General features: G+C 32.6%; 21 protein-coding genes. 3 read left to right on the forward strand and 18 right to left on the reverse strand.

The window, feature by feature from the left end; translation table 11 throughout:
- Positions 1-71 precede the first annotated feature (71 nt).
- The gene (locus M663_RS0100470) at positions 72-1,277 is read left to right on the forward strand and encodes a nucleotidyltransferase (protein WP_003868232.1); all 1,206 of its coding nucleotides are present in this window, start codon (positions 72-74) and stop codon (positions 1,275-1,277) included.
- Positions 1,278-1,351: 74 nt separating this feature from the next.
- The gene (gene ylbJ, locus M663_RS0100475; RefSeq protein ID WP_003868231.1) at positions 1,352-2,533 is read left to right on the forward strand and encodes a sporulation integral membrane protein YlbJ; all 1,182 of its coding nucleotides are present in this window, start codon (positions 1,352-1,354) and stop codon (positions 2,531-2,533) included.
- Here ylbJ and M663_RS0100480 read toward each other — a convergent pair whose 3' ends face one another.
- The 9 genes from M663_RS0100480 to M663_RS0100520 all read right to left on the reverse strand — a co-directional run bounded on the left by M663_RS0100480 (position 2,534) and on the right by M663_RS0100520 (position 9,844).
- Positions 2,534-2,998: an ATPase gene (locus M663_RS0100480; RefSeq protein WP_003868230.1), complete on the reverse strand. Its 465-nt coding sequence runs from the start codon at positions 2,996-2,998 to the stop codon at positions 2,534-2,536.
- Between the two features lie 18 nt (positions 2,999-3,016).
- Positions 3,017-3,496 (reverse strand): pantetheine-phosphate adenylyltransferase, encoded by a 480-nt coding sequence (coaD, locus tag M663_RS0100485; RefSeq protein WP_003868229.1) that lies wholly within the window; start codon positions 3,494-3,496, stop codon positions 3,017-3,019.
- Positions 3,493-4,053 carry a 16S rRNA (guanine(966)-N(2))-methyltransferase RsmD gene (gene rsmD / locus M663_RS0100490; protein ID WP_012268729.1) on the reverse strand — a complete coding sequence of 187 codons (561 nt, stop codon included), beginning with the start codon at positions 4,051-4,053 and terminating at the stop codon, positions 3,493-3,495. Before rsmD ends, coaD begins: the two co-directional genes overlap by 4 nt.
- A 217-nt stretch (positions 4,054-4,270) precedes the next feature.
- Entirely contained in the window at positions 4,271-4,498 is a 228-nt protein-coding gene (locus M663_RS0100495; RefSeq protein ID WP_003868227.1) for an alpha/beta-type small acid-soluble spore protein, read from the reverse strand.
- Positions 4,499-4,641: 143 nt separating this feature from the next.
- Positions 4,642-4,869: an alpha/beta-type small acid-soluble spore protein gene (locus M663_RS0100500; RefSeq protein ID WP_003869210.1), complete on the reverse strand. Its 228-nt coding sequence runs from the start codon at positions 4,867-4,869 to the stop codon at positions 4,642-4,644.
- Positions 4,870-4,984: 115 nt separating this feature from the next.
- Positions 4,985-5,827 (reverse strand): DegV family protein, encoded by an 843-nt coding sequence (locus tag M663_RS0100505; RefSeq protein ID WP_003868225.1) that lies wholly within the window; start codon positions 5,825-5,827, stop codon positions 4,985-4,987.
- Between the two features lie 17 nt (positions 5,828-5,844).
- The gene (gene recG, locus M663_RS0100510; protein WP_029687569.1) at positions 5,845-7,890 is read right to left on the reverse strand and encodes an ATP-dependent DNA helicase RecG; all 2,046 of its coding nucleotides are present in this window, start codon (positions 7,888-7,890) and stop codon (positions 5,845-5,847) included.
- A gap of 12 nt (positions 7,891-7,902) precedes the next feature.
- Complete coding sequence (locus M663_RS0100515; RefSeq protein WP_029687570.1) at positions 7,903-9,483, reverse strand: DAK2 domain-containing protein; 1,581 nt, start codon at positions 9,481-9,483, stop codon at positions 7,903-7,905.
- A 10-nt stretch (positions 9,484-9,493) separates the two neighbouring features.
- Positions 9,494-9,844, reverse strand: a complete 351-nt coding sequence (locus M663_RS0100520; protein WP_003868221.1) for an Asp23/Gls24 family envelope stress response protein — start codon at positions 9,842-9,844, stop codon at positions 9,494-9,496.
- 231 nt (positions 9,845-10,075) lie between these two features.
- Here M663_RS0100520 and rpmB point away from each other — a divergent pair, with 231 nt between their 5' ends.
- Positions 10,076-10,264, forward strand: a complete 189-nt coding sequence (rpmB, locus tag M663_RS0100525) for a 50S ribosomal protein L28 (protein WP_003868220.1) — start codon at positions 10,076-10,078, stop codon at positions 10,262-10,264.
- A 36-nt stretch (positions 10,265-10,300) separates the two neighbouring features.
- Here the strand turns inward: rpmB and M663_RS0100530 are convergent, their stop codons facing one another.
- From M663_RS0100530 to M663_RS0100570, 9 genes are all read right to left on the reverse strand, one after another.
- Positions 10,301-10,483, reverse strand: coding sequence for a hypothetical protein (locus M663_RS0100530; RefSeq protein WP_003868219.1), 183 nt, complete (start codon positions 10,481-10,483; stop codon positions 10,301-10,303).
- A 59-nt stretch (positions 10,484-10,542) separates the two neighbouring features.
- On the reverse strand, positions 10,543-11,178 hold the full coding sequence (locus tag M663_RS0100535) for a thiamine diphosphokinase (protein WP_003868218.1): 636 nt from the start codon (positions 11,176-11,178) through the stop codon (positions 10,543-10,545).
- Positions 11,175-11,825: a ribulose-phosphate 3-epimerase gene (gene rpe / locus M663_RS0100540; protein ID WP_029687571.1), complete on the reverse strand. Its 651-nt coding sequence runs from the start codon at positions 11,823-11,825 to the stop codon at positions 11,175-11,177. Before rpe ends, M663_RS0100535 begins: the two co-directional genes overlap by 4 nt.
- Before the next feature lie 3 nt (positions 11,826-11,828).
- Positions 11,829-12,710, reverse strand: coding sequence for a ribosome small subunit-dependent GTPase A (gene rsgA, locus M663_RS0100545; RefSeq protein ID WP_003868216.1), 882 nt, complete (start codon positions 12,708-12,710; stop codon positions 11,829-11,831).
- A complete protein-coding gene (gene pknB / locus M663_RS0100550) occupies positions 12,711-14,588 on the reverse strand; it encodes a Stk1 family PASTA domain-containing Ser/Thr kinase (RefSeq protein ID WP_029687572.1) in 1,878 nt (625 codons plus the stop codon).
- A complete protein-coding gene (locus tag M663_RS0100555) occupies positions 14,585-15,328 on the reverse strand; it encodes a Stp1/IreP family PP2C-type Ser/Thr phosphatase (RefSeq protein ID WP_004396154.1) in 744 nt (247 codons plus the stop codon). Before M663_RS0100555 ends, pknB begins: the two co-directional genes overlap by 4 nt.
- Before the next feature lie 7 nt (positions 15,329-15,335).
- Positions 15,336-16,364, reverse strand: a complete 1,029-nt coding sequence (rlmN, locus tag M663_RS0100560) for a 23S rRNA (adenine(2503)-C(2))-methyltransferase RlmN (RefSeq protein WP_004396152.1) — start codon at positions 16,362-16,364, stop codon at positions 15,336-15,338.
- Between the two features lie 97 nt (positions 16,365-16,461).
- Positions 16,462-17,796 (reverse strand): 16S rRNA (cytosine(967)-C(5))-methyltransferase RsmB, encoded by a 1,335-nt coding sequence (gene rsmB, locus M663_RS0100565; protein WP_029687573.1) that lies wholly within the window; start codon positions 17,794-17,796, stop codon positions 16,462-16,464.
- 18 nt (positions 17,797-17,814) lie between these two features.
- Positions 17,815-18,498 (reverse strand): zinc metallopeptidase, encoded by a 684-nt coding sequence (locus tag M663_RS0100570; RefSeq protein WP_029687574.1) that lies wholly within the window; start codon positions 18,496-18,498, stop codon positions 17,815-17,817.
- Positions 18,499-18,548 lie beyond the last annotated feature (50 nt).

Consider the following 18,548-nt stretch of genomic DNA (forward strand, 5'->3'; position numbering starts at 1 on the left):
TTGTTTTACTTCGGTTTCAAACATCGCAATTAGTATATCTTCTTAAAAATTTTTTGAAAGGGTAAGAAGTTATGGGAATTTTAGGAATTATTGTCGAATATAATCCTTTTCACAATGGCCACCTTTACCATCTGCAAACTTCAAAAGAATTAACCAAATGCGATTATACTATAGCAGTAATGAGTGGAAACTTCGTGCAAAGAGGAGAACCAGCAATTGTAGACAAATGGAAACGAACTCAAATGGCATTAAAAGCCGGTATAGATTTGGTAATCGAGTTACCAGTAGTTTATGCTACCTCTACAGCTGAAAATTTCGCTTATGGAGCGGTGAAATTATTAGACTCTTTAAAAATAGTAGATTGTATTTCCTTTGGGAGTGAAAAAGGCGATTTAAACGAACTCACAAAAATTGCTGAAATACTTTTAGAAGAGCCAATTTATTATAGAAAAGCATTAAAAGAATATTTAAAAAGCGGCATAACCTTTGCAAAAGCACGGGAATTAGCATTACAAAAAGTTATAAATAATAATGAAATAGAAAAGATTTTACAAACATCCAATAACATATTGGCAATAGAATACCTTAAATCTTTAAAGAAAATAGGTAGTTCTATTACACCTTTTACTATAAAGAGAAAAGGCTCTTTGTACACCTCTTTAGAGCTAAAAGGAGAATTTGCCAGTGCCTCTTCTATAAGAAAGCATATTTTTGAAAAGGGACTAGAAGGCTTAGAAAAATATATCCCGGACTTTACAAAAGAAATTTTGCAAAGTTCTTTTGAAAAAAAACAAGGTCCCGTATCTTTAGAGGAATTTTCTAATATTTTAATTTATCTGTTGAGAAATCACATTCCTCTCAATCACATATTTGATGTCTCTGAAGGCTTAGAAAATAAAATTTACAAAGCTTCTTATAAAACTAATAATGTTGAGGAACTTATGAAACTTGTAAAATCAAAGCGATACACCGAAAGCAGAATAAGACATATACTCATTCATCTATTACTTAATATAGATAAACAAATTTTTAAAGAATTTGATGGCCCTAATTATATAAGGGTTTTGGGTTTTAATGAAAAGGGCAAAGAAATGCTAAGAGAAATAAAGAAAAAATCTCCCCTCCCTATAATCACAAAAGTATCTCAGTATAAAGAAAAACTATCTAACACTAAAATGTTCGAAAAAGATTTATTTGCTACTGATATCTATACTTTAGCTTATAAAAACTCCTCTATCGCCGGCTTAGATTTTATACATCCTTTAATAAAACTTTAAACTCCCCACCATTCATTTTTAAAGGACTTTTTAAATAATATAGTAATGACATCAAAACAAGGTGGGGATAAATCTTGAAAAACACCTTTTTAAATATTTTTATTTCTTTTTTAATTTTAATGGTACTATCTTTAATACTTTTCCCTAAAGAAGCATTAGAAGCCGCCAAAGGCGGTATAAACCTTTGGCTTTTTACTATTACTCCTTCTCTACTTCCTTTTTTCATAGGTTCAGAGCTTCTTTTACAATTAGGAGTAGTACATTTTTTAGGCACTTTTTTAGAACCTATAATGAGGCCCTTATTTAACGTGCCGGGAAGTGGCTCTTTTGCGATGGCAATCGGATACACTTCCGGCTATCCCGTGGGGGCTCAAGTAATATCAAGACTTTGGGAAGAAAATTTATGCACAACAGAAGAAGCAGAAAGACTCATGTCCTTTTGCAACAATTCAGGCCCCCTTTTCATGTTGGGAGCCGTCGCAATTGGCATGTTCGGTAGTCCAAAATCCGGATACATAATCATGGCTTCTAATTACTTAGCAGCTATAACCACTGGACTTCTCTTTCGTCTCTACAAGAAAAATTCTTATAAAAAACCTCCTTCAATAAAAAACCTTTTAAATGCCGCCATCAAAAAAATGTATTATACAAGAGAGCAGAACAAAAAAAGTTTAAGCACTATACTGTCAGAAGCTGTCTTTAAATCAACAAATACTATTATCATAATAGGAGGGTATGTTATACTTTTTTCGGTTGTAATAGAACTTTTAAAACTGTATAAATTTTTGGATTTTCTTTCTTACTTTATATCTCCTATATTCTTATTATTAGGTTTTGACAAAAGTCTAATACCTGCTTTTTTAAGTGGCCTCTTAGAAATAACAGTAGGTTCAAACTTAATAAGCCAAGTTTCTGCACCTTTAGAACAAAAAGTAGTACTAGTAAGCGCTATAATAGCATGGGGCGGAATATCGATACATGGACAAGTGTTAGGAGTAATAGCAAAAACAAAAATAAAATATTTTCCTTATTTCATTGCAAAAACAATCCAATTTTTTCTTGCGGCTTTATACTCCCATTGGTTACTCTCTGTAATAAAAATTCAAGAAGAAAATGCAATTTCTCACGTTTTCAACCCATATACTTACAAAAATTCCTGGGACCTATTTCAATTTTCTTCAATAATTTTTATAATTGTCACTTTAACTATCCTATTTTTTGCAATAGCCATAAAACAATATCTACAACAACATTAATTACTTGTTGCCTTTTAATTCTTCTCTATTTCTTTTAATAGTTTCTAATATTTCAGACACTTGTGACTCAATTTTAGCAAGTAATTCATCAGCATATTCTCTACTTCCTAACCTTATTTCCTTTGCATTAGCTTGGGCAGTAGAAATTATTTCTGCTGCCGTCTTTTCCGCCTTTTTAACTATCTCACTTTCACTCACCATTTCCTTAATCTTTTGTTCAGCTTCTTTTATTATCATTTCTGCTTCCTGTTGTGCCTCTAAAAGAATTCTTTGCCTTTCTTGTTTGATCCATTCCGCCCTTTTAAATTCATCTGGCAATTTTATTCGGATTTGTCTTATTAAGTCCAAAACTTCTTCTTTGTTTATCAAAACTTTGTTAGAAAGAGGAATAGAAGAACTGTTTTCTATAATGTCTTCTAATTCTTCTAAAAGATTAAGAACTTCTAAACCATCAAAATTTGACAAAAATAAACCCCCCTTTAATTATCTTGAAAATTTTTCCATTAATTTTTGAGCCACAATATCCGGCACAAACTCAGAAAGACAACCGCCAAACTGAGCAATTTCTTTTACCACACTGGAACTTAGATATCCATACTTTGCATTAGTCATTAAAAAAATCGTCTCAAGAGAAGGATTTAATTTTTTGTTGATTAGTGCCATTTGAAACTCATATTCAAAGTCAGATACCATTCTTAAGCCTTTTATTATAGCATTAGCTTTGACTTTTTTAGCATAATCTACTAATAAACCATCAAAATAATCAATCTCTACATTAGAAATATCATAAGTTACCGCTTTTAAAAGCTCTACCCTTTCTTCCACCGAAAATAAGGGCTTTTTCGAGGGATTTAAAAGCACAGCTACAATCAGCTTATCAAACAGATTTGCTCCTCTTTCTATAATATCAATGTGTCCATAGGTAACTGGATCAAAACTCCCTGGATAAATTGCAGTTTTCATATTTCCTCCTTATAAAATGATAATATTGTCTCCCCATATTTATTTTCTCTTATCTTTACTAAATTTCCATACATTTCTCTTACTTTATCATTTTTATGGTGTTCTGCTATTACAATGCCATCTTCCTTTAAAACTTTAGCCTCTCCAAGCTTTATAAGAGTTTTGTCAACAAGGTTTTGATAATAAGGGGGATCTAAAAATATTATATCAAACTTTGTATTATTTTTGTCTAACATTTCGATAACTTTTAAAACATCTCGATGAAGTATTTTAGCAAAAGGTACTAAATTTAATTCAGTTACATTCTCCCTTATGCATTTTATGCTTTTTAAACTTTTATCTACAAAATAGCAAAACTGTGCCCCTCTGCTTAATGCCTCGATGCCTATATTTCCTGTACCCGCAAATAAATCCAAAAAAATACTTCCTTCTATTTTGTTCATCAATATATTAAACAGGGATTCTTTAACTCTATCGGCAGTTGGACGCACTTCATTGCCTTCTAAAGATTTTACCTTTCTTCCCTTTAACTTACCTGCTATCACTCTCAAAGACATTACCCCCACTTCAACAATTATTTTAGCATATTTTTTAAAAATATCGCAAAAAATATGTATAAAATTTTTTCAAAATGGCAAATAATATTTATGGGAACAGAAATTTCCCCAAAATTCTTCCTTCAATTTCTCCTCTCCCAGTCCAGGTAGGCAACTACCTGGATTAAAATTTTAAAAGGGCAATCACAAGGACTGCCCTTTTTTATTATAAATTATTTTATTTCCAAGTTCCTTTGCTGGCCATCTGACTTTCTGCCATTTGTATCATTTTCCTTACCATATGGCCACCTACAGCACCACAATCTCTTGATGTGAGATTGCCCCAGTAACCATCAGCTGGAGGAGTTATTCCTAATTCATTAGCTATCTCATACTTCCATTGGCTCATAACTTGCTTGGCTTCTTTTACAACAAGAGGATTTTTGGTTTCTGATCCTACAGCCATTTTAATCACCTCCTAAATCATATTCCATTATTAATTTAACCCGCTATTTAGCTTATATACCTGTAAACTATTGCTATATATACCTTTTGATATTAAAAAGGATATCCCAAAGGGATATCCTTTTTTTATATTAATAATATGATTTATTTCCAAGTTCCTTTGCTGGCCATCTGACTTTCTGCCATTTGTATCATTTTCCTTACCATATGGCCACCTACAGCACCGCAATCGCGAGATGTGAGGTTGCCCCAGTAGCCATCAGCTGGAGGAGTTATTCCTAATTCTCTTGCTATTTCATATTTCCATTGGCTCATAACCTGTTTTGCCTCTTTTACCACAAGAGGATTCTTAGTTTCTGATCCTGCTGCCATTTCAATCACCTCCATTTGTATTTGTATTATTAATTTAACCAAAATACTGTTTTATAAACTATAAATTTGTTTTCAAAAATGTATAAAAGTGATTGAAATGGCAAATAATAAAAATTTATTTTTCCTCAAAAAACACTCCTACTGCTGCAGGCCCTGCATGGGTACCTATTCCGCAGCCAGCTCTTGACCTTAAAAACTTAGTTATTCCTAACTCACTTCTTAAAGCGGCTTCTATTTCATTTAAAAATTCTTCTTTATCTGTATGAATTAATCCCACTTCTCTATCTGTAAAATCTACTCCTGTATTTTTCATATAATCAATCATCCAGCGAATAACCTTTTTTTGACCTCTAACCTTATCTACTATTTTTAATTCCCCGTCATCATTCATTAAAATAGGCTTTATATTTAAAATATTTCCTATAAAAGCCTGTGATTTAGGTAGACGTCCTCCTCTGTACAGATAGTCTAAAGAATCAAAAGCCATTATATACCTAATTTTAGGAATTAAATCATACACCTTTTCAACAATTTCCTCCTTAGAAGCCCCTGCAACTGCCATTTTAGCAGCTTGAAGAACTAACATACCATTTCCTAAAGAATAATGTCTTGAATCGATAACCTCAATTCTTTTTGGGTCCACCATATCTTTCGCAATCACAGCCGATTGATAAGTACCACTTAATTTTGAAGATAAAATTATGGCAATTATGTAATCATAACTTTTTAACAAATCTTTAAAAACTTCCATAAATTCTACTGGTGAAGCTTGAGTAGTTGTAGGCATTTTTCCCTCTTTTAAAAGCCCATAGAATTCTTCTTTTGTTATATCTACCCCATCTTTATAACTTACACCATCAATATTGATAGTCAGAGGAACTATAAATATCCTATAAGTTTTCACTAAATCCTCAGGTATGTCAGACAAGCTATCTGTAACAATTGCTATCTTTTCCATACTACTATTCTCCTTCTCTAATTTAATATTATTCCTTCTAATTTTTGATAAAATTGATTAAGTAAAATACTTCTTAGCTTTGGATAGTTTTCAAGTTTAGGGTCTTTTTCCAGTAACTCTTCTACATCTTTTTGCACTCTCTTTAAAACATCTATGTCTTCAAAAATGTTAGCAATTTTAAATTCAGGAAGTCCATGCTGTCTTAATCCTAGAAATTCACCTGGCCCTCTTATTTCTAAATCTTTTTCTGCAATTTTAAATCCATCAGAAGTTTGAGCTAAAACTCCCAGTCTTTTTTTAGCTATGTCAGAATTAGAATAACTAATCAAAATACAGTAAGACTGAAATTCTGACCTGCCAACTCTACCTCTCAATTGGTGAAGCTGTGCAAGTCCAAATCTTTCTGCATTTTCTACAATCATCACTGTTGCATTAGGTACATTTACTCCCACCTCTATTACTGTAGTCGAAACTAAAATATCAATTTTTCCATTTACAAACTCTTCCATAACCTTCTCTTTATCGCTGTCCGCCATTTTACCGTGTAAAAGTCCTACTTTAGCTTCCTTAAAAGCATCTTTATAAATTTCTCTATATACTATTTCAGCAGACATCGCATTTATTTTATCCGATTCTTCAATTAGTGGACAAACTACATAAACTTGCCTTCCTTTTTTTACTTCCTTCATTGCAAACTCGTAGGCTTTTTCTCTCACAGAAGAAGAAATAACGTATGTTTTAACTTTTTTTCTTCCAGGAGGTAATTGGTCAATTATTGATATATCTAAATCTCCATAAAGAATGAGAGCAAATGTCCGAGGAATTGGTGTAGCTGTCATAACCAAAACATCGGGATTTTCACCTTTTTGTGTCAAAAGCGCCCTTTGTCTCACACCAAATCGGTGTTGCTCATCAGTTATACAAAGTCCTAAATTGTTAAAAATAACATTATCCTCTATTAGTGCATGTGTCCCTACTACAATATCATAATCTCCATTTTTGATTTTTTCTAATACTTCTTTTTTATTAGAAGGTGAAATGCTACCAGACAAAAGCCCAATTTTTATATCAGTATTTCTAAAAAGCTCTTTTAACGTATAATAATGCTGTTTTGCCAATATCTCCGTTGGAGCCATCATTGCCACTTGATAGCCATTCTTGACAGCAATGTACATGCTGCAAGCTGCAACAACTGTTTTACCAGAGCCCACATCTCCCTGCACTAAGCGATTCATCACTTTGTGAGAATTCATATCTGCAATTATTTCTTTTAAAACTTTTATCTGTGCCAAAGTCAATTTAAAAGGCAATCCCATAAGAAAAGGCTTTAAATCTGCCTGTTCAAATTTTATTCCTTTTTTTTCTTTGACAGACCTTTTCATTAAAAATAAGGCCATTTGCAGCAAAAAAAGTTCTTGATATTTAAATCTGTATTTTGCTTGTTCTAAATATGCCTCATTTTGGGGGAAATTTATATTAATTAGTGCGTTCTTTATATCCATTAATCCTTTTTCAGATAAAAATTCTTCATCAAAAAACTCTTCCACTTCCTGTACATAATCATGAAGCGCATTAAACATTATCTTCCTGATAGCATTTTGCGTCAACCCTTCTGTAAGCCCATAAATAGGAACTATCCTTCCAGTGTTTAATTTAAAATCTTCACTTTTTTCTAAAACAGGATTTTCTACTATTAACTGCCCATATTTAAATTGCAATTTGCCGTTTATTATATATTCTTCACCAATTTTAAAATTATTCTTTATATAAGGCTGATTATACCAGACTAATTCTACTACACCTGTCCCATCTTTTACAGGCACTTTAGTTATGATGACTTTTGAAGTCTTTATTTCTCTCGGGCTACCTGCGATGTAACCTCTAAAAGTTTGTTTTTCCCCAACTTTTAGGTCCTCAATCTTTAAAATATCGCTTCTATTCTCATAATCTTTGGGAAAATAGAATAATAAGTCCTCTACTGTGTTTATTCCCAATTTTTTAAGAAGTTTTGCCCTTTTAGGTCCAACTCCTTTTACGTACTGAATATCCAGATTCAAAGGCATTTCATTTCACCTTTACTCTATTGATATAACATAATAGTAAAGCGGCTGACCTCCAAAATAAATTTCCACATCTGCATCTACGGAAAGAGAATTTTTCAATTCCTCCGCTTTTTCTTTTTTAACTTGCTCTCCATAATATATGCTAACTAATGAAGAATCCTCATCTAAAGCTTTATAAATCAATTCTTGCGCTACTTTATTATAATCTTTTCCTACTGATTCCAGACTGTCATTTATAAAACCTAACACATCTCCTTTTTTGATTTCAAAACCATTTATTTGCGTGTCTCTTATTGAATAAGTAACTTCAATTGTCTTTATATTACTTAATATTTCTTTTATTCTAGCTACATTTTCCTCTAAACTTTTTTCAGTATCAATATTTACGATGGCAGTTATAGCTTCATTAAAATTATTTGTTGGGATTATTTCTACTTTCTTATTTGATAAGGCTTTTGCTTGTTCGCAAGCCATTATTATATTTTTATTATTAGGAAAAACTAAAATATTTTCCGCATTTATCTTTTTTATACCCTCTAAAATGTCATTTGTACTAGGATTCATCGTTTGTCCACCATTTATAATAACATCACAGCCCAGCTCTGAAAAAAGATTTTTAATTCCTTCTCCGTTAACTACAACTAAAACTCCATATTTTTTTTCAGGCTTTCGCTCTTCACTTACCAAACTTTCATGTTGTATTTTCATATTGTCAATTTTTACTTTTATAAGTTCACCTATTTTAAGTCCTTCTTCTAATACTAATCCAGGATTGTTGGTATGCACATGGACTTTTAAAATGTCATCATCTGAAACTAACACCAAACTATCTCCAAATTTGCCAAATTTCTCTTTTAAAATAGCTTCTGCATAAGTCTTTTTTGTTTTGACTAATATTTCTGTACAATATAAAAGTCTTAAATCCTCCACAACTTGCTTATTTGTTACTATCCCTTCTAAAACTTCTATCGACTCAATTTTGTTTCCTTTAAACCCTTCAAACATCCCTTTTAGTACATAAACAAATCCCATTCCACCAGAATCAACTACTCCAGCCTCTTTTAAAACTGGTAAGAGATTGGGAGTGTTTTGTAAAGACTTTTCTGCAGCTTCAATAATTTTTGTGAAAAATTCTTCAAAATTTTCAATTTGTTTACATATTTTTTCAGCCTCTTCTGCAGTTTCCCTACATACTGTGAGAATAGTGCCTTCTACAGGTCTCATAACTGCTTTATAAGCTACCTCTACACCAGCTTTCAAGCCTTCTGCAAAATCGCAAGGAGTTATCTTTTTTGTATCTCTAAGTCGTTTAGAAAAACCTCTAAAAATCTGGGACAAAATAACTCCCGAATTACCTTTTGCTCCCATTAAAGTGCCTTTAGAAATAGCATCTAAAACTTCTCTTATCGTATCTTGTGATTTCTCTAACTCTTTTGCAGCGTACTGCATTGTATATGCCATATTAGAGCCAGTATCACCGTCTGGAACAGGGAAAACATTAAGTCTATCAACTTCTACTTTATTGTTAAAAAGATAATTAGAGCTTGCTATCATCATGTTCTTTAAAGTTTTTCCATCTAAGTACTTCAACACAACTTCCTCCTCAATTATCAACTTTAATTCCCTGAACATTTATTATTACATTTTCTACTTTTACTCCTACAAATTTCTCGACAGCGTATTTCACTTTTTCAATAGCATTCGCTGAAACAGTTTTTATATTTACACCGTATAGGACAACTATATAAACTTCCAGTGTTACACCATCTTCTGTGGCTAAAACTTTGACTCCTCTGCCAGAATTCTCTGTTTTAAATATTTCTATTAATCCATTTGCTCCTCTCCTCCCCAAGCCTACTATCCCATAACACTCCGCTACTGCTCTACTGGTTATAGCAGCAATTGCATCATTTGAGATATTTATTACTCCATATTTGTTTTTTATTTGAATCATTAATATCCCTCCAAATCAATCTTAATTTATATTTTACCTGAATATTTAAATAACATCAACTAGCCTGCGATGCTATATTACTCACCTATTAAAATTTTACACCTGCTTTATTGTAAAGGTATTTACATTTACAAAGGATGATGATAAAATAATATCGTTATGTTAATTTTTCTATTGTGCAAGTAATTATTTTTTGATAAAATATTATTGTCTTTTAAAGGAGGTGCAACTATGCTTAAGTGCGATATTTGTGGAAAAGGGCCTTTAGCAGGCTATCAATATAGCCACTCCCACAGAAAATCTATAAGAAAGTGGAAACCTAACATAAAAAAAGTAAGAGCTATAGTAGATGGTACTCCTGTTAGACTCCATGTATGTACAAAATGCTTAAAAGCAGGAAAAGTACAAAGGGCATTATAAAGAAAGACGTGCATTTTTGCACGCTTTTTTATTTTTTCACTTAAAATATATGTTTACATAGTAACCGGCTATTACAAGAAAAATTCCTAAAAAGATCATCCACAACCAGTAAGGAATATACATAACAAATATCAATACACCCAAAGCCATCAATATATATCCCAGCGAATAATTCAATTGCCTATTTAATCGCTTCAGCTTATAAAAAAATTTATCCATAAAAACACCCCTTCCCTCTTTAGTTACTATATACTATTCATTGGAAGGGGATTTTGAAACTATTCTCTTGGCTTTATCACTAATAAAAGCCCTTCTTCTATCTCTATTGTAGCTTTATTATCTGTAAAAACATTGCTTATACCGTAAGGCATCTCTAAATCCATACTTTGACCTGAAAGACCATAAAACAAACCTTTAGTGTATATTCCATTTACTTCCTTTGAATAAGGCAGTAAAGATAAAAGTTCTCCTTTTTTACCTTCAACCTCTATAAATTTATTAATCAAATATATTTCATTCATTTCATTTACAATTTTACCCTTAATATTGCGTTTTAGGAGATACAACAAAAGTGAAAGATTTGCATAAGAATGGTCAAGCCTTTCACCAATTACTCCTATAAAAGTGATTTCTCTTGCACCTAATTCTATCGCTTTTAACATTGCCAGTTGTGTATCTGTCTCATCCTTCATGGGTGGATATTTTTCTATCCTTACCCCCTCTTTTTCATAAAATTCTAAAACTTCTTCTTTTATTGAATCTAAATCTCCCACTATTAAATGAGGTTTTAGTTTCATTCGGTAGGCATGATTTGCTCCACCATCTGCACATATAACCATATCTGCATCTTTTATCAGCTTTTTATAAAAATTATAATCTTTTATATCCCCATTAGAAATAATTAAGACCTTCATTTTTCTACTGCCTTTCTAAATTCTTTTATAGTTTGTGCAGGATTTGAAGACTCAAAAATTGCAGAACCAGCTACAATTATATCAGCTCCTGCCTCAACCACTTCCTTTACATTATAAAGGTTAATTCCACCGTCTACCTCAATTTCAAAGTTTAAGCCTAAATCTTCTCTCATTTTCTTTAATTCTTCAATCTTTTTAAGCATTGAATCTATAAACTTTTGTCCTCCAAATCCAGGATTTACTGTCATAATCAAAATCATGTCAACATCCTGTAATATATATTTTAAAGTTTCTAAAGGTGTGGCTGGATTTAAAGAAACCCCAGCTTTTTTGCCGTAGCCTTTTATTTTTTGTATTGTCCTATGTAAGTGTATACAAGCCTCTTGGTGGACAGTTATAATATCCGCTCCTGAATTTGCAAACTCCTCTATGTACAAATCCGGATTTTCAATCATCAAATGGACATCAAAAGGAAGAGAAAAAAATTTTCTAAGAGACTTTACAACTACTGGTCCAATGGTGATATTTGGAACAAAATGGCCATCCATTACATCAATATGTAAAAGGTCAGCATCTTTTTCTATTTTTTTTACATCCTCTAATAAATTCGCAAAATTTGCAGATAATATTGAAGGAGCTATTTTCAATTTTTAGTACCTCCTCTTCTCTTTTTCCTTTAATTCTTTAAGCAGAGAAAGATAACTCAAATACCTGTTTTTATCTATTAGCCCTTCTTTCACAGCCTTTATAATATTACAATCTGGCTCATTTACATGAAGACAAGAAGAAAATTTGCATCCCCTTTGAAGCTCTAAAAATTCTCTAAAATAGTATCGAAGGTCTTGATTATCAATATCTAATGTCAAAGCAGTAAAACCAGGAGTATCTAAAACATACCCTCCAAAATCAAGAGATAAAAGTTCTACACTTCTTGTTGTGTGTCTACCTCTTAAAAGCTTTTCACTGACTTCCCCTGTCTTCAGTTTTATATTTGACTGAATAGAATTAATCAAAGAGGACTTTCCTACTCCAGAAGGACCTGCAAAAAACGAAACCTTGTCTTTTAAATAAGATTTCAGTTCCTTAATTCCATCTTTTGTTACTACGGAAGTAGTCACTGCTTTATATCCTATTTTCTGATAAATAGTCACCAAATCAAAAGCCTCTCTATCCTCTTTTAAATCCACCTTATTGATACAAATTATAGGCTCAATATCATTGCTCTCTGCCAAGACAATCATTTTATCTAACAAAACTCGATTAATCTCCGGCTTGGCAATAGCAAAAACTATTATCGCTTGATCTACATTAGCAATAGGGGGCCTTATAAGTTCATTTTTTCGAGGTAAAATGTTTAAAATATACCCCTCACTATCGTTTATCATTTGAATTTCCACAATGTCACCTACTAAGGGAGTAACATTATCTTTTCTAAATTTTCCACGAGCACGGCATTCTACAATGCCGTGCTCTGTGGCTACATAATAAAATCCAGCTATTCCTCGTACAATTCTTCCTTCTATCCTTGTCAATTAAAATCTCGCCTCCACTGTACTATACACTTCTCCATCTATATCCACCTCAATTGTAGCTTTACCTTTATATGCCGTTACAGGAACAGTAAGGGGGCTTTCTTGATAAGTGTGTTCATCAGAATATACTAAATTCTTTTGTCCGTTTTGTATTACATACACATCCACTTTCATAGTACCCGGTTTGTCAGGCAATTTAATAATAACATTTTTAGTTCGTTGTTGTAAAGAATCTTGAGGCATCTTGCTGACAATTAAATCTATCGGACTTCCCTTTTGAACCTCACTGTTTGGAGGAACACTTTGCTCTAAAACTACATTTTCTGGCACATCAGTTGTCTCTTTATAAATGACTTTACCTAATTTTAAACCAGCATTTTCTAAGGCAGTTGTTGCTTCCTCCAATGTCATATTAACTACGTTGGGCATTATTGCCGGCTGTTGACCTTTGCTAACATACAGATCAATCACTGTGTTATATTCTACCTGTACTCCTTGTCTTGGATTTTGGTCAAAAACATATCCTCTAGGAAACTGGTCATTGTATTGTTCTATAATATTTGCTTTGAGGCCCATATTCTCAAGAATATTTTTAGCCTCTAAATAATCTTTGTTTATAACATTAGGCACCACAACAACTTGCGTACCTTTACTAATCACTACATAAACTGTAGTTCCAGTTTTTACTACACTCCCTTGTGGAGGGTCTTGAGATAAAATAGTATTTTCAGGTTTATCGCTATACCGCTCTTCACTTATCTCCATCTTTAAATTATGGTCTGATAGAATTTTACTTGCTTGGTTTAAGGACAAACCAACAACATTTGGAACCACAACATCGCTCACTTTAAAAAAGTTATTGAGGACGTATATGGTACCATAAGACAAAGAAGCCAGTAGCAAGAGAATTAATAAAACAGTTGCTATTCTTTTTATGACATTTCTCCTTTTCTTTTCTTTTTCCTTCCTTTGTGCCGCTCTCTTTAACTCCTCTACATCTTTAGAAGGAATCACTCGTGTTTTTGTGATTTCTTCTTCTTTGAAATTTAGTTCTTTAGGGTTTCGCAAAAAAGTGTCTAAGTCCTTAAGAAAATCTGCTGCAGTTTGATACCTTAGATTTACATCCTTTTGAGTAGCTTTTAAAACTATTTGATCTAATTCTTTCGGCACTTTGTCATTTAGCTTTGAAGGGGGGATTATATCTTCTTGAATGTGTTTTAAAGCAACAGAAATAGGACTATCGCCCTCAAAAGGCACTTTTCCCGTTAACATTTCATAAAGGACGATTCCTAAAGAGTAAATATCCGTCCTTTCATCTACTATTCCACCCCTTGCCTGTTCAGGCGAAAAATAATAAGCAGTCCCTACTACATCTCCAGTGTAAGTTATAGTAGAACCATTAGCAGCTCGTGCAATTCCAAAATCAGTAACTTTCACCACATCGTCATCAGTAACAAGAATATTTTGAGGTTTTATATCTCTGTGAATAATGCGATTCCTATGGGCATGGTCCAATGCCTTGCAAACTTGTCGTGCTATTTCTATCGCTCTACCTACCTCTAATGGCCCACCATTTTCACTTATAAGCTTTTTTAAAGTACGTCCCTTTACATATTCCATCACAATGTAGTAAATATCCCCTTCTTGCCCAACATCGTATATACTCACTATATTAGGGTGAGAAAGACTTGCCGCTGCCTGAGATTCTCTTCTAAATTTTTTTACAAAATCCTCATCTGCTGCAAATTCAGGCCTCAAAATCTTGATTGCCACTATTCTGTTAAGGAGATGACACTTTGCTTTGTAAACTTTAGCCATTCCGCCTTCGCCAATTTTCTCTAATATTTCATAGCGGTTACCTAATATACGTCCAATCATGATGTCACCTCCTTAACAGCAATAAGAGTTATGTTATCATATCCACCGTTAGCCTTTGCAAGATTTACCAAATTAACACAAGAGGTATTTATATCTTCATTCTTAGTAAATTCATCTAAAATTTGTTGGTCTGTCACCAAATTAGTAAGCCCATCTGTGCATAAAAGCAAAATATCTTCTGGCATAACAGTGTCATGAAATATATCTACTTTTACATCCTCATCAACTCCCAAAGCCCTGGTTATTATATTTTTTTGAGGATGAACTCGGGCTTCTTCATGAGTTATTTTACCCATTTTTACAAGTTCTTCTACAAATGAATGGTCTTCTGTAATTTGTTTTATGTGGTTATCTCTTATTAAATAAGCCCTACTGTCTCCAATATGTCCTATAAAAAAATGATTTTTTTCAAAAAATAACAAAGTAAGGGTAGTACCCATCCCAGTTAATTCACATTCTGAATAGGCTTGAGAATAAACAACTTTATTAGCATATTTAATTGATTTCTCTATAAAACCTTCTATAGAGAAAATTTCTTTATCATGTAGTTTAAAATAATTCTTTTTAAAATAATCAACAATGGCTTCAATTGCAGACTTACTTGCAACTTCACCCCCATTATGGCCTCCCATTCCATCTGCTACAATAAACAGTGGCAAATCTTTTTCCTCTGAGGCATAATAATAATCTTCATTTTTTTCTCTCACATTGCCAATATCAGTTAGGGCAGCTACAATCATAAAAACCCTACCTTTCCTTTAAATACTTTCTCCTCAGCTGTCCACAGGCAGCTTCAATATCGCTTCCCAATTCCCTTCTCACCGTACATGATATCCCTGCATCTTCAATAATTTTTTTAAACATCATAACTTTTTCATTGTTTGCCTTTTTAAAGCCTATTTCTTTTACATAATTAATAGGTATCAAATTGACATGGCACAACATCCCTTTTAATAAATCAACCAATTGATACGCATGTTCTTTTTTATCATTTACTCCTTCAATTAAAGAATACTCAAAAGTTATCCTGCGCCTTGTTTTTTCTACATAATACTTACAAGCTTTCATCAATTCCTCTAATGGATAAGCCTTATTTATTGGCATTAGTTGAGTTCTTAATTCATCATTAGGAGCATGTAATGAAATAGATAAATTAACCTGTAGTTTTTCATCTGCAAATTGATAAATTTTAGGAACTATTCCACAAGTAGATATAGTTATATGCCTGCCGCCTATTCCTAAACCGTGAGGGTTATTCACTATTTTTATAAATTTCATCACTTCATCATAATTGTCAAAAGGTTCCCCACTTCCCATCAAAACAATATTAGAAATCTTGCCATAGTCGCCGTCTATAGCAATAACTTGGTCTACCATCTCTGAAGCTTTCAAATCTCTAACTTTACCTCCAATAGCAGAAGCACAAAAGCTACATCTCATATTGCACCCTACTTGAGTAGAAACACAAGCAGTATTTCCAAACCTGTATTTTATAGCAACTCCTTCAATAATATTGTTGTCTTCCAGCAAAAAAAGGTATTTCACCGTATCATCTACTTCAGAAACCCTTCTCGCTTCAATTTTCAGTTGTGAAATATATGCAATTTCTTTTAATTTTGAGCGCAAATTCTTAGAGATATCTGTCATTTCGTCAAAATCTGTAATTTTTTTGTCGTAAATCCACTTGTAAATCTGCTTAGCTCTATATCTACTCTCTCCAATATTTACAAAGAATTCTTCCATTTCTTCTAATGTCATGTCTTTTAAATTGTACAACTCAAATTACCTCCGTGTTCATTTAAGATTAAGATTTGTCCCTGTCAAGAATCAGTAGGTAACTTATTTAGCTGACATTTAGCACAGACTAACTCCCCTATTTTATCCTTCTTAACTTGCTTATAAAAAAGCCATCAATTTCATGTTCTAAAGGTGTAGTTTGTACATATCCTAAAGAAGCAGTTTCAATGTTTAATCCACTTGGCATCTCAGCTTTTATATCAACCAATTTAAAATCAGGGTGTTCTTTTAAAAATTTCATTATTATATCTTGATTTTCTTCCTTTCCTATAGTGCAGGTACTATACACCAAAAATCCACCTTTTTTTACATATTTTGAACTGGAGTCTAATATTTTATATTGAGCTTCAATTAATTCTGAAATTTCTTTTCTCGTATAATTCTTTAACTTAATATCGGGTTTTTTTCTGATTATACCGATACCTGTACAAGGAACATCTGCTAAGACTTTATCAGCCTTTTCCAAATACTTTTCATTGACAAAAGTAGAGTCAAAGACTTCAGTTTTTACGTTTGTAATTCCTAATCTTTTACAATTTTCTTTTATCAACTCTAATCTATGAGGATGCAAATCAAAAGCGATAACTTCACCACTATTTTTCATCAATTGTGCTATATGAGTCGTTTTACCACCAGGAGCAGCACACACATCTAATACTGTGTCTCCTTCTTTAGGATTTAAAGTTTTAGAAACCAACATAGAAGCCTCATCCTGAATGTAAATAAGCCCTTTCTTGTACAATTGATGCCTTTCAGGGTTTTTAATATCTATATACAGTGCTTCTTCTAGATAATAACCTTTTTTATAAACAATACCGTCAGAATCTAATAGCCTTTTCAAATCTTCAATATCAATCTTTAGAGTATTAACCCTGTAGCAAATTTCAGGCCTTTCATTTAAACTTTTTAAAAAGGCCTCTGCCTTCTCTTTATCATAATTATTTAGTAATCTTTCCACAATCCAATCAGGATAAGAATATGTTACCTTCAAATATTGCTTTAAATCCCTCTCTTTATCAGGGAAAATTACTTTTTCTTTTTCTCTCTCATAGTTTCTTAAAACTGCATTTATAAAATTTGCTCTTTTTATCCCTAATACTTTTTTAGCTATATTAACTGTCTCATTTATAGCTGCATAAGAAGGAACTTTGTCCATGTACAAAAGCTGGTATAATCCCATTTCAAGAAAAATCATGGTTTTTAAATCCGGAGCCTTCTTTACAAAAAAAGAAAGTATAAAATCTAATGTGTACTTTCTCTCAATAACACCAAATACCAACTCTTTAGTAAAACCTCTATCTATTTCTTTTAATTCTTGACTTCTTAAATGCTTATTAAAGGAAATATTCGCATAAGCTTCTTTTGACAACACTTCTTGAAGTATTTCATAAGCTATTTCTCTTGGTTTCATTTATTGTTTTTTTCTCCTTTACTCTCTGCTATTTCTTATAATAATCAATCTTAAAAGCTGCATAATAGAAACTAATGCTGCAGCTACATAAGTCAAAGCAGCAGCTTGTAAAACCTTCCGAGCGGGTTCAATATCTTCTCTTGTAAAAAGCGCATTTGATTGAAGAAGCGCTATTGCTCTATTGCTTGCATCAAATTCTACAGGCAAAGTAATAACCTGAAAAAGCACTGCTGCACTAAAAAGGAGTATACCTATATTTATCAAATGTAATCCAGGAGCACCCATGAAAAATCCCAAAATTACTAAAGGCCAAGCTAAATTAGCCCCTAAATTAGCTACAGGAACAAGACTGTTTCTTACAGTCAAAGGCACATAGCCTTTTGCGTGTTGTATCGCATGCCCTGCTTCATGGGCAGCTACTCCTATTGCAGCTATAGATTCACTCCCATAAACAGATTCAGAAAGTCTTAAAACTTTTGCTCTTGGATCATAATGGTCAGTCAAATTGCCCGGTATCCTTTCAATTCTAACATCATAAAGCCCCATACTATCCAATATCTTTCTCGCTACTTCCTCTGCGGTATATCCATATCTATTTCTGACGCGAACATACTTGCTAAAAGTGCCCTGCACCTTAGCTTGTGCATACATAGCAAATATTAAAGCAGGTATTAAAAGTATTACCGTAGTATCCCAAAACATATTATTCACCCTCCCTCTATTATCTTTTATTTTCTCTTAATATCTTAGTT

It is taken from the genome of Thermoanaerobacter sp. A7A (assembly GCF_000445185.1).
In the GTDB taxonomy this organism is placed as follows: domain Bacteria; phylum Bacillota; class Thermoanaerobacteria; order Thermoanaerobacterales; family Thermoanaerobacteraceae; genus Thermoanaerobacter.